The sequence below is a fragment of the Phaeovulum sp. genome (genome assembly GCF_030684035.1).
Classification (GTDB): Bacteria; Pseudomonadota; Alphaproteobacteria; order Rhodobacterales; family Rhodobacteraceae; genus UBA6213.
The window spans coordinates 1-13875 of sequence record NZ_JAUXPI010000060.1 but is presented as its reverse complement, the minus strand read 5'-3'; the positions used below and the strand labels follow the sequence as shown (position 1 = coordinate 13875).

The 13875-nt window shown below is 66.0% G+C and carries 12 protein-coding genes and 1 tRNA gene; 4 read left to right on the top strand and 9 right to left on the bottom strand.

Annotation, left to right across the window (positions count from 1 at the left end; all coding sequences use genetic code 11):
- Positions 1-43: 43 nt before the first annotated feature.
- Genes Q8J98_RS13795 through Q8J98_RS13775 form a run of 5 tightly spaced genes read right to left on the bottom strand, consistent with a single transcriptional unit; the run spans position 44 to position 7242 of the window.
- Complete coding sequence (locus Q8J98_RS13795) at positions 44-865, bottom strand: ABC transporter permease (protein WP_305294879.1); 822 nt, start codon at positions 863-865, stop codon at positions 44-46.
- On the bottom strand, positions 862-1755 hold the full coding sequence (locus tag Q8J98_RS13790; protein ID WP_305294878.1) for an ABC transporter ATP-binding protein: 894 nt from the start codon (positions 1753-1755) through the stop codon (positions 862-864). Before Q8J98_RS13790 ends, Q8J98_RS13795 begins: the two co-directional genes overlap by 4 nt.
- Positions 1724-3055 (bottom strand): nitrous oxide reductase family maturation protein NosD, encoded by a 1332-nt coding sequence (locus tag Q8J98_RS13785; RefSeq protein ID WP_305294877.1) that lies wholly within the window; start codon positions 3053-3055, stop codon positions 1724-1726. The genes Q8J98_RS13790 and Q8J98_RS13785 overlap by 32 nt, the downstream gene beginning before the upstream one ends.
- Positions 3056-3059: 4 nt before the next feature.
- On the bottom strand, positions 3060-4991 hold the full coding sequence (gene nosZ / locus Q8J98_RS13780; RefSeq protein WP_305294876.1) for a TAT-dependent nitrous-oxide reductase: 1932 nt from the start codon (positions 4989-4991) through the stop codon (positions 3060-3062).
- Positions 4992-5004: 13 nt separating this feature from the next.
- Positions 5005-7242, bottom strand: coding sequence for a NosR/NirI family protein (locus Q8J98_RS13775; RefSeq protein WP_305294875.1), 2238 nt, complete (start codon positions 7240-7242; stop codon positions 5005-5007).
- A 228-nt stretch (positions 7243-7470) separates the two neighbouring features.
- Here Q8J98_RS13775 and Q8J98_RS13770 point away from each other — a divergent pair, with 228 nt between their 5' ends.
- The 4 genes from Q8J98_RS13770 to Q8J98_RS13755 all read left to right on the top strand — a co-directional run bounded on the left by Q8J98_RS13770 (position 7471) and on the right by Q8J98_RS13755 (position 11805).
- Positions 7471-7947, top strand: a complete 477-nt coding sequence (locus Q8J98_RS13770; protein WP_305294874.1) for an Rrf2 family transcriptional regulator — start codon at positions 7471-7473, stop codon at positions 7945-7947.
- Between the two features lie 116 nt (positions 7948-8063).
- Positions 8064-9248, top strand: coding sequence for an NnrS family protein (locus Q8J98_RS13765; protein ID WP_305294873.1), 1185 nt, complete (start codon positions 8064-8066; stop codon positions 9246-9248).
- A gap of 103 nt (positions 9249-9351) precedes the next feature.
- Positions 9352-11139 carry an ABC transporter ATP-binding protein gene (locus Q8J98_RS13760; RefSeq protein ID WP_305294872.1) on the top strand — a complete coding sequence of 596 codons (1788 nt, stop codon included), beginning with the start codon at positions 9352-9354 and terminating at the stop codon, positions 11137-11139.
- 132 nt (positions 11140-11271) lie between these two features.
- Positions 11272-11805 carry a hypothetical protein gene (locus tag Q8J98_RS13755; RefSeq protein WP_305294871.1) on the top strand — a complete coding sequence of 178 codons (534 nt, stop codon included), beginning with the start codon at positions 11272-11274 and terminating at the stop codon, positions 11803-11805.
- A gap of 190 nt (positions 11806-11995) precedes the next feature.
- Here the strand turns inward: Q8J98_RS13755 and Q8J98_RS13750 are convergent.
- The 4 genes from Q8J98_RS13750 to Q8J98_RS13735 all read right to left on the bottom strand — a co-directional run bounded on the left by Q8J98_RS13750 (position 11996) and on the right by Q8J98_RS13735 (position 13677).
- Positions 11996-12071: transfer RNA gene (locus Q8J98_RS13750), tRNA-Ala, on the bottom strand.
- Between the two features lie 91 nt (positions 12072-12162).
- Entirely contained in the window at positions 12163-12600 is a 438-nt protein-coding gene (trxC, locus tag Q8J98_RS13745) for a thioredoxin TrxC (protein ID WP_305294870.1), read from the bottom strand.
- 52 nt (positions 12601-12652) lie between these two features.
- The gene (locus tag Q8J98_RS13740) at positions 12653-12973 is read right to left on the bottom strand and encodes an AzlD domain-containing protein (protein WP_305294869.1); all 321 of its coding nucleotides are present in this window, start codon (positions 12971-12973) and stop codon (positions 12653-12655) included.
- Positions 12970-13677 (bottom strand): AzlC family ABC transporter permease, encoded by a 708-nt coding sequence (locus Q8J98_RS13735; protein WP_305294868.1) that lies wholly within the window; start codon positions 13675-13677, stop codon positions 12970-12972. The genes Q8J98_RS13740 and Q8J98_RS13735 overlap by 4 nt, the downstream gene beginning before the upstream one ends.
- Between the last annotated feature and the right edge of the window lie 198 nt (positions 13678-13875).

The following is a 13875-nucleotide window of genomic DNA, read 5'->3' as shown; positions in this document are numbered from 1 at the left end:
CCTTGCCCGCCGCCCGCCTTGATCCGGCGCAAGGCGGCACGGGTCAGGGCGTGACCTTGCGGAAGGCGGCAATCGCCAGCGCGAAGGCCGCGAAGGGCCAGAGCAGAAGCCAGGCCAGCGCTTGCAGCGGCGGCACGAAGCCCGCAGCCCCCGCCACCCCCGCCGCCGCCGAGGTCGCGCCGGAGGCCGCGAGGTTGAACAGGCGGAAGGCATCGGCCGGGTTGCCCATCACCAGCCAGGGAAAGACATGGCGGGTGAAGGTTCCGCCGCCATCGGCGACCACCGCAGCCAGCAGCCCGAGGTCATAAAGCACCACCGCCGCCAGCCAGAGCCCGATCACCATGCCCGCCGCTGCGCCGGGCCGACGGGCCCAGGCCGAAACCGCATAGCCCGCGCCCAGAAAGGTTGCGCCCAGGAGGAGCGAGGTCCAGTAAAGCCGCCAGAGTGCGGCGAGCCCAGCCACCGCGCGCGCCTCGAAGGCCAGCGCCGCCAGCGCCGCGATGCCATAGCCGACAGCCACGGCAAGCGCCAATATGCCGAGATGCGCCACGAACTTGCCCGCCAGAAGCGAGGCGCGCGAGCCCGGGTAGGTCAGCGCCAGCGCCAGCGTGCCGCGCTCGACCTCGCCAGCGACGGCATCGAACGACATCAAGAGCGCCATCAACGGAACCAGATAGACGGCGAGGCTGGTCAGGCTGGCCACCGTGACGGAAAGCCGGTCAAAACCGAGCGTGCCGCTTGGCCCGCTGCCCGCCGCCGAGAGCACCAGCGCAAAGAGCGCCATCATCGCCACCGCGATTGCCACCCAACGGTTGCGCAGGGCAATGCGGGCCTCGCTGGCGGCGGTTGCGAATATGCGGCTCATGATCCGGCCTCCGTGCAGAAGTGGCGGTAGATGTCATCAAGGCTTGGCGGGATCAGCTCGAGATCCTCGACCAGCGGCCCGAGCGCCGCGATCTGGCCGAGGCGGGCGAGTTTGTCGCCGGGCGCGCAGCTCAGATCGACCCGCACCCCGTTGAGGCGGTGCCCGGCGAGGGCTGCGGCGACCTCGTCGGCGGCACCGGGGCGGGCGGTGATCTGCAGATGCGTGGGCAGGGCCGCGCGGCGGCGAAGCGCCGCCAGCGTGTCATTGGCGACCATTGCGCCGTGCGAGAGGATCACGATCCGGTCGGTGCGCGCCTCGACCTCGGTCAGCGCGTGGCTGGACAGAAGGATCGCCGCGCCATCGGCGGCAAGCCCGTCAAGAATGCCCCAGAAGCTGCGGCGGGACACCGGGTCAAGCCCGCTCGTCGGCTCGTCAAGCACCAAGAGGCGCGGGCGGCCGATCAGCGCCTGCGCCAGACCGACGCGCTGGCGCATGCCCTTGGAATAGGTGCCGATGCGGCGGCGCGCAGCATCGGCAAGCCCCACCCGCTCCAGCAAGGGCAGCGCCTGCGCCGGGTCTTGCCCGCGCAGCCGCAGGTAATGGCGGATCTGCTCCTGCCCGGTCAGGGCGGGGTGAAAGGCGACGTTCTCGGGCAGATAGGCGGTGGCAGAGCGCGCGGCATGGCTGCCCGGTGCGGCACCGAGCACGGTGATTTCACCGGCGTCGGCACCGATCAGCCCGAGTACGATTTTCATCAGCGTCGATTTACCCGCGCCGTTGTGGCCCAGCAGCGCCACCCGTTCGCCCGGTGCCACGGCAAACGCCACATCGCTGAGCGCCCGCGTGGCACCAAACGCCTTAGTGACGTGAGAGAGGATCAAGCTCTGCATCGCTTTGCCTTTCGGTTCGCCACGCGGGCGCTGCCTCGGCCGCCAGGGCGGCGATCGCGGCGGGAATCTGGGGGGCGGTCGGCCGCATCAGCGGGTGGCTATCCAGCACGCCGCCGGGCAGCAGCGCGGGAAAGTTCGACTGGCTCCAGCGTACCAGCTGAACGGCGGGCGAGCCGAGAAGCAGGGCAGCGGCGGGCTGGCTCCAGAGGATATGGTCCATCAGGTCATTGGGCCGGAAGGCGGTATCGGCAATGCCGTTGCCATCAAGATCGAAGGCGGCATGGTCCGACCAGTAGTTGCCGCGCCCGCCCGCGCTCCATTCCACATCGCGGGTGCCGACGTATTTCACCTGCGTCCGGTTGCCGATGAAGGCATTGTCGGCAATGTCGTTGCGCTCCGACCCGGCGGTGAAATGGATACCGATGCCGCAATCTTCAAAGCGGTTGCCGATGATCTGGTTGCGGTGGGCGTTGTAGATGAAGGTGCATTTGTCCGCGCCGCGCACCAGATTGCCGGTGATTTCGGAGCTGTTGGCGAAGTTGAGCATCAGCCCGTGGTCGCGGTCATTGATCGAGATATTGTTGCGCACGATGATCTGGTTTGAATACATCAACGCAAAGCCGAGGTGGTTGCCGATCGAGACATTGCCGGAAACCTCGGAGCGGTTGGTGTACATGTAATGCACGCCGTAGCGCAGATCGCGCAGCACGTTGTCGCGGTAGATGCTGTCGCGCGAGACGTTGGAAAAGATGCCGTCGCGGCCATAGCGGATGGAATTGCCCTCGATCAGCGTGCCCGGCGCATCCCAGACATAGACGCCGTTGCCACGGTCGTTCATGCGGTTGTCGCGCCGCCCGATGATGGTGTTGGCGCGCACGATGCTCTGGCTTGCGCCGTGCACGTCGATGCCGTGCAGATTGCCGATCAGCAGGTTGCCCTCGACCGTCACCCGCAGCGCATCGCCGCCAAGCTGCACGCCTGCGTCGATCGTGCCATGCGACGAGCCGGAGCCACGGATTTCGAGGCCGCGCAGGGTGATGTCGCTGCCGGTTATGGTGATGACGCTGCCGGTGCCATTGCCTTCGACCAGCGCCGCCCCGCGCCCGTCGAGGGTGATCGGGCGGTCGAGCAGCACCGGGCCAAGGTGGCGGCCCGGTGCCAGGATCAGCACATCGCCGGGGTCGGCCCCGGCGATGGCGGTTTGCAGCGCCCCGGCCTCGGCGGGCACGCCCCGCTCCACCGCCGCCGCGGGGGCGGCGAGGAGCAAGGCGGCAAGCACGAGGGCGGGAAACCGGATCATCGCATCAGGCCTTCGGCTCGACGAACATGCGGCCGCGCATTTCCATGTGGAGCGCGTGGCAGAACCATTGGCAGTAGTACCAATAGACACCGGCATTGGCCGCCGTGAAGGTGACCGAGGCGGTCGCCTGCGGAGCCACTTCCATCGCCACGCCGTGGTTGCCCATGGTGAAGCCGTGGGTCAGATCGTCGATGTCATCAAGGTTGGTGACGATCACCGTGACCTCGTCGCCTTCCTTCACGGTGAAGGATTCGAGGCTGAAGGTGGGGGCGATGGAGGACATGTAGACCCGCACCTTGTTGCCATCGCGGATCACCTCTTCGGCCCAGCTGTCGATATCGACGCCGTCCTTTTCCGCCTGGGCGCGGGTATCGGCCCACATCGGGTCGTTGCGGTCCCAGATGCTGAGCGGGTTCACTACCGAGCGGTGCACGATGATGCTGTCGTGCGGTTCGGCGAAGGTCGGGCTGTCGTGCACAAGGGTCAACTTGTTGCCTTCGATGGCGAAAAGCTGTTCGTTCTCGGGCTTCAGCGGGCCGACGTTGATGAACCGGTCCTTGGAGAACTTGTTCATCGAGACGTACCACTTGCCGTCCGCCTCAAGGGTTTCGCCCATCGAGGTGGAGTTGTGGCCGGGCTGGTAGTGCACATCGGCCTTGGTGATGATCGGGTCCACCGCTTCGCCGGCATAGGCGCGCACGGCTTTTTCGATGTTCCACATCACCACCTGGCTGTCGAGGAACAGCGTGGTGAAGGCGTTACCCTTGCCATCAAAGGCGGTATGCAGCGGGCCAAGGCCCAGTTCCGGTTCTGCCACCACCGCCGAGCGCGGGTCGATGTCGGAGGTGAAGAGCGCGTCAAGCTTGCGCACGTCGATCACACTGACGGTGGGCGAGAGCTTGCCGTTGATGCAGAGGTGGATCTTGTCGGGGGCCATGTTGCAGCCGTGCGGGCTGTTCGGAATCGGGATGTAGCGGGTGTAATCCTTGTTCTGCCCCTTGCGCCCGTCGATCACCTTGACGCCGTTCAGCTCGATGAAATCCCCGGCGGCGATGCCCTTTTCGATCTCGGCAATGTTGAACACCACCACATGGTCCATTTCCGCCGCCATCATCTCGGCGGCGTTGATGCCCATTTCCGAGTTGTAGGAGGTGGAGAAGGCGTATTTGCCATCATAATCGGCATCGGTGTTGTCGAGGTTGCCGGAGACCATCACCTGCCAGGCCATGGTCATGTCGTCGGCGTTGATCGCCGAATAGAAGTTCACATACTGGCTCGGATCATCGAGGATCTTGCCATCGTTGACCATCGGTGCCTCGTCCTCGCCGTTGGCAAAGACGTAGTTGGTGCGCGGCCATTTCTGCGGACGCAGCCCGTGGATCGCCTTGGCGTTGGGAATTTCAAGGATCTTGTCGCATTTCATCACATCGCAGCGCACCCGGGCGACGCGGGTGTTGGCCTTGTCGTTCATGAAGAGGAAGCGGCCATCATACTTGCCCTCGGTGAAGGACATGTGGACGTGGTGCAAATCGCCCTGGTCGTGCACCTTCTTGCCGTCGGCAGCCAGTTGCTTGCGGGTCTTTTCGGTATTCCCCTCGGTCATGATCTTGAGCGACTCGTTGGTCTGGCCCCAGCCAGTCGCCGAGCAGCGGTTGAACACCGGCACCCGCATCAGCTCGCGCATCGAGGGCACGCCCAGTATGCGCATTTCGCCGCTCTGGCCCGAGGACCAGAAGCCATAGTATTCATCAAGCTCGCCGGGACCGGGGATCAGGTCCGAGGCGTGGGCGGCGGTGGCGGTGGCGACGGCGGCAGTAGCAGCAACCCCCCCCATGAGCGCGAGGCGCGAGCCCCCTGCCCCGATCAGCGCGGCACCCCCTGCGGTGGCTCCCAAGAGACCGCGGCGGCTGATGCCCTTTTTGCTTTCTTCAGTCATGATCGTGATCCTCTTATGAATGGGTTGATTTCGGTGCCCGGGCCTTGGCCTCGACGGGTTGGGAAGGGGCGGCCGCCACGGCTTCACGCCGTTTGAGCTGCCGGATCACCACCGGGCAGATTGTTTTTGATTGATACTGAACCTGACAGTGCAGGCAGTTGAGGCATTCGTTGGGGTTGATTTCGCCGGTTGGATGTATGGCCTGAACCATGCATTCGTTGGCGCAGGTGCGGCACGGGTTGCCGCAATCGCGGTAGCGCTTCAGCCAATCGAACATCCGCATGCGCGCCGGAATGGCGAGCGCGGCACCCAAGGGGCAGAGGTAGCGGCAATAGAAGCGTTCGACAAAGAGGCCGATGCCCAAAAGCACCAGCGCATAGAGGGTGAACGGCCAGGCGCGGGCGAATTTGAGCACGATCGCGGTTTTGAACGGCTCGACTTCGGCCAGATGTTCGGCCTGTTCGATCGACACCAGCGTGGCCCCGAAAAGGCCAAGGAAGATCATGTATTTCACCGCCCAGAGGCGTTCATGCAGGCCCCAAGGAAGTTGCCACTGCGGCACCCGGAAGAATTTGGCGATGCGGTTGGTCAGTTCCTGCAATGCGCCAAAGGGGCAGAGCCAGCCGCAATAGGCCCCCCGGCCCCAGAACAACAGCGCAGCGGCTACCGAGAACCAGAGAATGAAGGTCAGCGGGTCCATCAGGAAGGCATCCCAGCTGAAGCCGGTCGCCAGCGCCCCGGTCAGCGCCATCAGGTTGACGATGGAAAGCTGCGCGTTGGCATACCAGCCGAGGAATACCAGCGTGGCGCTGAGGTAGCCGATGCGGAACCAGAAGGTGAGCGCGGCGGAACGGGTGAGGTAGTTCTGGAAGAAGAAGGCGGCGGTCAGCACCGCGAGCATTACCGACACCGCCCCGATCTGAAGCTTTTTGCCCTGCCAGATGCGCTTCCAGAGCGCCGATTTCGCCGCCCCTTCGGCATCGCTCGCGCTTGCGGCGGCAGGGGTCGCGGCCGGTGCGACCGCATTGAGGAACTGCGCGGGTGGCTGCCAGCCAAGGTCGAAGGTGGTGAATACCTTGTCGCGCGCCGCGACATCGCGGCTTATCAGCAATTGCAGCCGCCAGGGCTGGGTCGGATCAAAGCCCGAGTCGGCGGGAATGCGGAACAGGTCCATTTCCGGCAGGGCCGGGGCAGCGGTTGCGGCAATCTCGCCCAGGCGGCGGTGATCGCGGTCATGGAAGCGTACCGAAAGATCGCCCTGAATAAGCTGGATACGGTCAAAGATGCCGCCGCGCACATAGCCCGAGCCTTTGAAGGAATAGAGCCCGCGCGCCGCGACCAGAATGGCATGCGCCGTGCCGCCGGTTTCAGCACCGCGTTTGTCTTCGGCCAGCCATTGCGTCAGGTTCGCCCTTTCGCGCGCGTCGAGCAGAGCATTGCCTAGGCCCGGAATGCTGACGAGGCTTGCATACATGTCGATGAAGGTCGTCTCGGGCGGGTCGGTGAGCGCGCGCGCCGCAGCGCGGGGGTCGGGGTCGGCGGCGAAGGTGGCATTGATCTGCGCCACGTCGAGCGACAGCCGCCGCAGGCTGCCATCGCCGAGCAGCGCCAACCAGTCGGGCGCAGCAACGGCATCGGTGTTGATCGTGTAGCGCGGGCCGGAGGTTGCCGCCTCGGCGGTCAGGCCGCCAAGACCCAGCATCCGCGCCACCCGCAGGCCGGCACGGACGACCGAATCGTCGATCACCATGACGGTAACCGTCGCGCCGGAGATGATCTTGAGCGGGTGTTCCGCGCCGCCTGCCGCAGCGACCAGGTCGAGCCCGACGAAATCGGCAAGCATCGCCTCGATCTTGGATTGCGGAATGCCGATCAGCACGATCGGCTCGGAGTGCTTCACCAGTTTCAGGCCGCTTACTCGGGCCTCGGTATCGAGCGCCACCAGAATATGGATCGGTTTACCGGAATAGCCGGTGGTGCCGACGAAATCAGAGGTGATGAAGGCCCAGCCGATGGTTTCTCCGCCGCGCAGCACCGGTGCCACCGCCGTATCGGCGCGGACCGGCCCATAGGCATCGGCTCCGGGAACCAGCGTTGCGGCGGGCACCTCGGCCAGAAACCGCGGCAAAAGCGGATCATCGGCCATCGCCCGCAGCGGCAGCAGCGCCAGCAGCAACATCGCCAGCAGTGCCGCCAGAAGCCGCGCGGTCTTGCGGCTGGGGTCTGCGGTAAGGTCATGTGCCAGCTGCATCTGCGCCCTCGGCCGAATTTGCACCGCCGGTTCCGCAGGTCGAAAGCTCGGATGGTGGTGCATTTAAAGATCAGATAGGATATCCCTTACACGCGGTCAACCGCGCTCGCGCCTCATGGCCGCTGACAGCCGCGACACTTGCGCGCAGCCCGCAGGCGGGCATGATACGGATCAAGGACAACCCGCACCGGAAACGGCATGGAAACGGCACGCGGACAAGGGGAAGCCATGCGACTGACAAAATTCAGCGACTATGCACTGCGCGCGCTTTTGCATGCCGCAAGCAGGCCCGATGAACTTGTGACCATCGAGCAGACCTCCGATCTCTTCGGCATTTCGCGCGCGCATATGAAAAAGGTCGTGCGGCTTTTGACACGCGAGGGGTTCTTGCGCGGTGTTCGTGGTAGAACAGGGGGTTACACGCTTTCCCGCGCGCCGGAAGAGATAAATCTCGGCCAGGTTCTGCGGGCGACCGAGCCGGATTTCGGCATGGTCGAGTGTTTTCTGCCGGGCAACCGGTGCTGCATCACCCGGCGCTGCGGTCTGCCCTCGGTGATCGACGAGGCGCTGGCCGCCTTCATCGCCGCCTTCGACCGCCATACCCTGGCGCAATATGTGCTGGCCGAGGCCAATTTTCCCTGCGACCACCGACCACAACCACAACGCGGACCGCACTTGCCGCCCGGTCGGTCGCGGCCGCTTTGAGCGCCGAGCCACAAAGCTGCGGAGCACATCGATAATCAGTCTTAACGAATATTTACAATATCTCTTAATGCGCGATACCCTGCGCTCCGGATCGCCAGCAGGCAAGAGGCAGCACCATGACGACATCAAGCGAACGCATTCGCGCCTGGACCGGCCCGGCGATTCTGAGCGGCGGGTTTCGGCCGTTTTTCCTGATGGCGGGGCTTTGGGCGGCGCTGGCAATGACGCTTTGGCTGGCGATGCTGTCGGGGCTGATGGCCCTGCCCACCGCCTTTGACCCTGTCGGCTGGCATGCGCATGAATTCCTCTGGGGCTATCTGGCCGCCGTGATGGCCGGGTTTTTGCTGACTGCGGTGCCGAACTGGACCGGGCGGCTGCCGATTGTCGGCTGGCCGCTGGCGGCGCTGGCGGGGCTGTGGCTTGTGGGGCGGCTGGCGGTGGCTTTTTCGGCGCATCTGCCGCTCTGGATTGCGGCGCTGGCCGATCTGGCGTTTCTCGCGGCGCTGGCGCTGGCGCTTGGGCGCGAAATCGTGGCGGGGCGGAACTGGCGCAACCTGCCGGTGCTGGCGCTGGTGGCGCTGATGCTGGCCGCCAATGCCGCCTGGCATGGCGGCGCGACGGGCGTGGCGCTGCGGGGCGGTATTGCGGTGGCAGTGGCGCTGATCGCGCTGATCGGCGGCCGCGTGGTGCCAAGTTTCACCCGCAACTGGCTGGCGCGCCAGCCCGCGCCCGGCCGCCTGCCGGTGCCTGCGAACCGCGCCGATACCGGGGTGATGGTGCTTACCGTCGCCACGCTGGCGCTTTGGGTGGCATTGCCCGATGCCGTGCCAACTGCCATTGCGGCGCTTTTGACGGGGTTGGCCAATCTCTGGCGGCTGTCGCGCTGGGCGGGCGGGCGTACGCTTTCGGAGCCGCTGCTGTGGGTGCTGCACCTCGGCTTTGGTTTCGTGCCGCTGGGGTTTCTGCTGCTGGCCGGGGCCGCGCTTTGGCCTGCCGGGATGCCGAGGACGGGCATGGAGCATGCCTGGCTTGCCGGGGCGATCGGGGTGATGACGCTGGCAATGATGAGCCGCGCCACGCTTGGCCATTCCGGCCGGGCGCTCAGCGCGGGGCGCGGCACGGTGGCGGTTTATCTGCTTGTCGCCGGGGCCGCGCTGGCGCGGATTGCCGCCGGGTTCCTGCCGGGGCAGATCTGGTTGCTTACGCTTTCCGGCAGCGCCTGGGTAGCCGGGTTCGGCGGCTTTGCGCTGCTTTACGCGCCACTGTTCCTGCGGCCCCGCGCCGGGGCGCGGCGCGGCTAGGCGGCGGCGCGGGCGGCCGGAATGGCCGCGCTGCGGCTTTACAGCGCCCGCGAAGCCGCATAGCTAGACGCACGCCCCTAAGCACGAATGCGACAGCCAGCCCATGCCCGAAACCCAGCGCAGAAAGCTACTTGCCGGGCTCGACGACCGCCTGATCTGGCGGCTCTTGCGCGAGAACATGCGGGCGCAGGTGCGCAACTACGGCATCGCCATTGCGGCAATGGTGGTGATCGCGGTTTCCACCGCCGCCACCGCCTGGATCATGCGCGACGTGATCGATTCGATGGTCGAATCCGGCAACCGTTCAAAGGTTTTCGCGGTGGCGCTGACGGTGCTGGTGATCTTTTGCCTGCGCGGTGCGGCGAACTACGTTCAGGCGGTGTTCCTGAGCCGGGCAGGCAACAGCGTGGTGGCGGCCCAGCAAAGGCGGGTTTACGACCGCATCCTGCTGCATGGGGTGGCGTTTTTCAAAGACCTCTCGTCATCCGATCTGCTGATGCGCGTTACCTTTTCGGCGCAGGCGGCGCGGCGGGTGATCGACATCATCGTGACCTCTTTCGTGCGCGACCTTTTGACCCTGCTGGGGCTGATCGTGGTGATGATCTACCAGCAGCCGACGCTGTCGCTGTTTTCGCTGCTGGTCGGGCCGCTGGCGCTTTACGGGGTGCGCCGCATCCTCAAGCGGGTGCGCGGCATCATGGAGCAGGAAATTGCCTCGCTGACCGAGATCATCAAGGTGGTGCAGGAAACCTCGGTCGGGATCCACGTCATCAAGGCGTTCGAGCTGGAGGGGCGGATGCGCGCGCGCATGGCCGCCGCCGTGGCCCAGGTGGAAAAGCGCGCCAACGGCATTGCCCGGCTTGAGGCCGCCACCAGCCCGCTGATGGAAACGCTTTCGGGCTTTGCCATTGCCGGTGTAGTGGCGCTGAGCGCGGTCAACCTTTTCGGCGATACCGCCACCACGCCGGGGCAGCTCATGTCCTTCGTCACCGCGCTCTTGATGGCCTATGAGCCTGCCAAGCGGCTGGCAAGGATGCGGGTCAGCATCGAGGCGGGAATGACCGCGGTGCGACCGATGTTCGACATTCTCGACACGCCGCTGGTGCTGATCGAGGCGGCCGACGCGGCACCGCTGCCCGCCGGACCCGGCGAGGTGCGGTTTCGCGACGTGAGCTTTGATTATGGCAATGGCAGGCCGGTGCTGCGCGGGCTGGACATCAACTTTCCGGCGGGCAGGACCACGGCGCTGGTCGGCCCTTCGGGGGGCGGCAAATCGACCATCATGGGTCTGGTGATGCGCCTGCACGACCCCTCGCAAGGTGCGGTCGAGGTTGACGGGCAGGACCTGCGCGCCACAACTTTCGCCAGCCTGCGCCAGAAGATCTCGTTTGTCGGGCAGGACACATTCCTGTTTTCCGGCACGGTGGCGCATAACATCGCGCTGGGCCTGCCCGAAGCCAGCGAGGCCGAGGTGATCGCCGCCGCAAAGGCCGCCAATGCGCATGAATTCATCGAAGCGATGCCGCAGGGCTATGATACCGAGATCGGCGAAAATGGCGGCACGCTTTCAGGCGGGCAGCGGCAACGGCTGGCAATTGCCCGGGCGATCCTGCGCAACTCGGCGATCCTGTTGCTTGACGAGGCGACGAGTGCGCTCGACAGCCAGTCGGAGGCGCTGGTGCAGGACGCGCTTGCGCATCTGACCGAGGGGCGCACCACCATTGTCATCGCGCATCGGCTTTCTACCGTGGTGAATGCCGACAAGATCGTGGTGATCCGCGACGGCGAAGCGATCGAGCAAGGCCCGCCGGGCGAATTGCTGGCCCGCCCCGGTGCATTCCGCGATCTTTACGATGCGCAGTTTGGCCATGCGGTGCGTGCCGAGGGCTGAGCGCGCGGTGCCGCGACAAATTCCCGCCAGACCTGGATCGGCTGGATTGTGGGGAAAGCCCGCGCTAGAATGGCACCGGCTTTCAAGAGCTTGCCGATAGCGCCCGGGTGGCGGCCGGGCAGGAGGTGTTTGATGGCTTTCCGGTCTGTTCTGCTGCTTCTTGCAGGTATCGCCTGCGGGCTTGCCGGGCTGGCCCCGCGCGCCGCCCTGGCGCAGGATGTCGATGGGCGGCTGATCTATCAGCTTGAGGTCACCCAGCCCGGCACCCGCAGCCAGGGCTGGCTTGGCACGCTTTATGACGATGCCGGACGCGCCATTGCCACCGCACCCGGCACGATCGTGGAAACCCGGGTCGGAGCTTTCGAGAACCTGCCCTGCACGCATCTGTGGAGCCAGTGCGGCTTTCTCCGCGTCGGCATGCTGCCGGTAACCGCGATGAGCGGCTTCGCGGCGCTCACCGAAAATCAGGCCTGGGTTTACCGGCTCTACATCCACGGCGAAGGCTCGCGCAGCGAAGGCCTGACCGGGGTGCTGCTGCAAGAAGGCCTGCGGATTTTCGCCGACGTTGGGCGGCGCGTGGAAACCCCGCTTGGGGTGTTTCTGGCGGTTGACAACGGCGGCAAGCTTTGGGGCAACGCGGGCTGGTTTCCCGAGACCTGGAACTGACCAAAGCAGGTTTTGCCGAAGGAAGCATGCGTTCAGGCGCGCAGGCATGGCTTCAATTTCGCGGGTGGCGCAGCAGCTTGTTCTGGCTTAGGTCGGCGCAATCATCCCGATGCGACCACAAAGAGCATCGCGGATGCTAAGGATATCCAGGTTTGCGCTGATGTCTTCGTTCAGGAACCTGGCCGGATAGTGGTGGAGCAGAGGGGGATCGAACCCCTGGCCTCGACATTGCGAACGTCGCGCTCTCCCAACTGAGCTACTGCCCCGCACCGGGGCGGTGTTTCGCGCAAGGGCGGGGTATTGTCAAGCAAGCGCGGCGCGCGGCGCGCGAAAAAACTTGCGCGGCGGGGCAAGCGATCAGGCGGCCAGTTTCGATTTGACGAAAGCCACCAGATCGGCGGCGGGGCGGGCACCGGCGGCGCGGGCCACTTCGCGGCCCTTGTGGAACAGGATGAAGGCCGGGATGCCCTGAATGCGGTGCCGCGCGGCCACCTCGGAGTGGGCCTGGGTATCGATCTTGGCAAAGCGGACGGCAGGGGCCAGCGCCGCCGCGGCCTTGATGAATTCGGGGGCCATCTGGCGGCAGGGGCCGCACCAGGGGGCCCAGAAATCGACCACCAGCGGCAGGTCATCCCGGATCGCTTTTGCCAGCGTGGCCGGATCAAGTTCGGCAACCTTGCCCGCGGCGAGCGGCGCACCGCAGACGCCGCATTTGGGCGCGGCGGCAAGGCGGTCACGCGGAACGCGGTTGGCCTGGCCGCAGGCGTGGCAGACGAGTTTCAGGGTTTCGGGCATGGTCGGCTCCGCTCATATTCTTTACGGCGAATATATTGGAGTTGCAGCCGCCTCAGACAAGGGCACAGGCGACGCCATAAATTGCCGCGCCGCCGAGGGTTGCCAGCACAACCGACCTGCGCCAGCCGAAAATCGCCACCACGCCCATAAGCCCCGCGATCAGCGGCAAGGTCTCTGCCAGCCGCGCCGACACCATGGGCAGCAACGAGGCCGCCGCCAGAGTGGCGATCGCCGCAGGCCCGGTTGCCGCCAGAAACCGCGCCCGAAGCCCGGCTGGCGGCTGATCCGACAGATCGAGCCGCGTCGGTAGGTAGCGGAACGCCCAGGTGCAGCCGCCAACGATCAGCGCCAGTGCCAGAAGGTCCGCCTTCATTCCCTGCCCTCCCGACCCAGCACCCCGGTCAGCGCCCCCGCGACCATGCCGCCCAGAATGCCCGCCGTGGGCGAGACGAGAAGCGTTGCGGCCACCGTGACCGCCCCGGCAACGGCAATGACCGGCACCTGCGTGCGGGTCAGGATCGAGAGCAGCAGCGACAGGAACAGCGCTGGCAGCAGAAAGCCGAGGGCGGCGCTGAGCACCGGCCAGCCTTCGAGCGCGCCGCCCCCTGCCAGCGCCCCCGCAGCGGTGCCCGCGAGCCACGCGGAATAGGCACCAGACCCGAGGCCAAGCATGAAGGGTTCCGAAAACCCGACGCGGCCGCGCGCCAGCGCCCCCAGAGCCGCGCCGAACACCTCGTCGGTCAGGCCGAAGGCCCAGGCCCAGGCGTAGCGCCTGCGCGCCCCCGGCCCGGCGCGCTTCATCAGCGCCGGGCCGTAGAGCAGATGGCGCAGGTTCATCGCGGCCAGGGTGAAAGCCGTGATCAGAAACGGCGCGCCGCTGGCGATCAGCGCCAGTGCAAGAAACTGCGAGGCCCCGGCGTAGATGAGCGCCGAAAGCAGGAAGGCCTCGGCCCCGGTCAGCCCCGCCCGCGTGGCCGCGACGCCAAAGGAAAAGGCAATCGGCAGATACCCCATGGCGATCGGCACCGCCGCCAGCAGGCCGCTGCGAAAGCTCGGGTTCGGGGCGGGGTCGGCCATGCTCGGGCTCGCAAACCAAAGGGGCCAAGCGGTAAGGCCCGGCCCCCTGACTGTCAACGCTAGTGTTCCGAGTCTGACATTTGCTACCGATTTCCCCTGATTTCATCGAGAGCATCGAGCGCGCGGCGCTCGCGGGTGATGATATCATCGGCGGTCTTGCTCCAGACGAAGGGCTTCGGTTTGGCGTTGTGCTGCAGC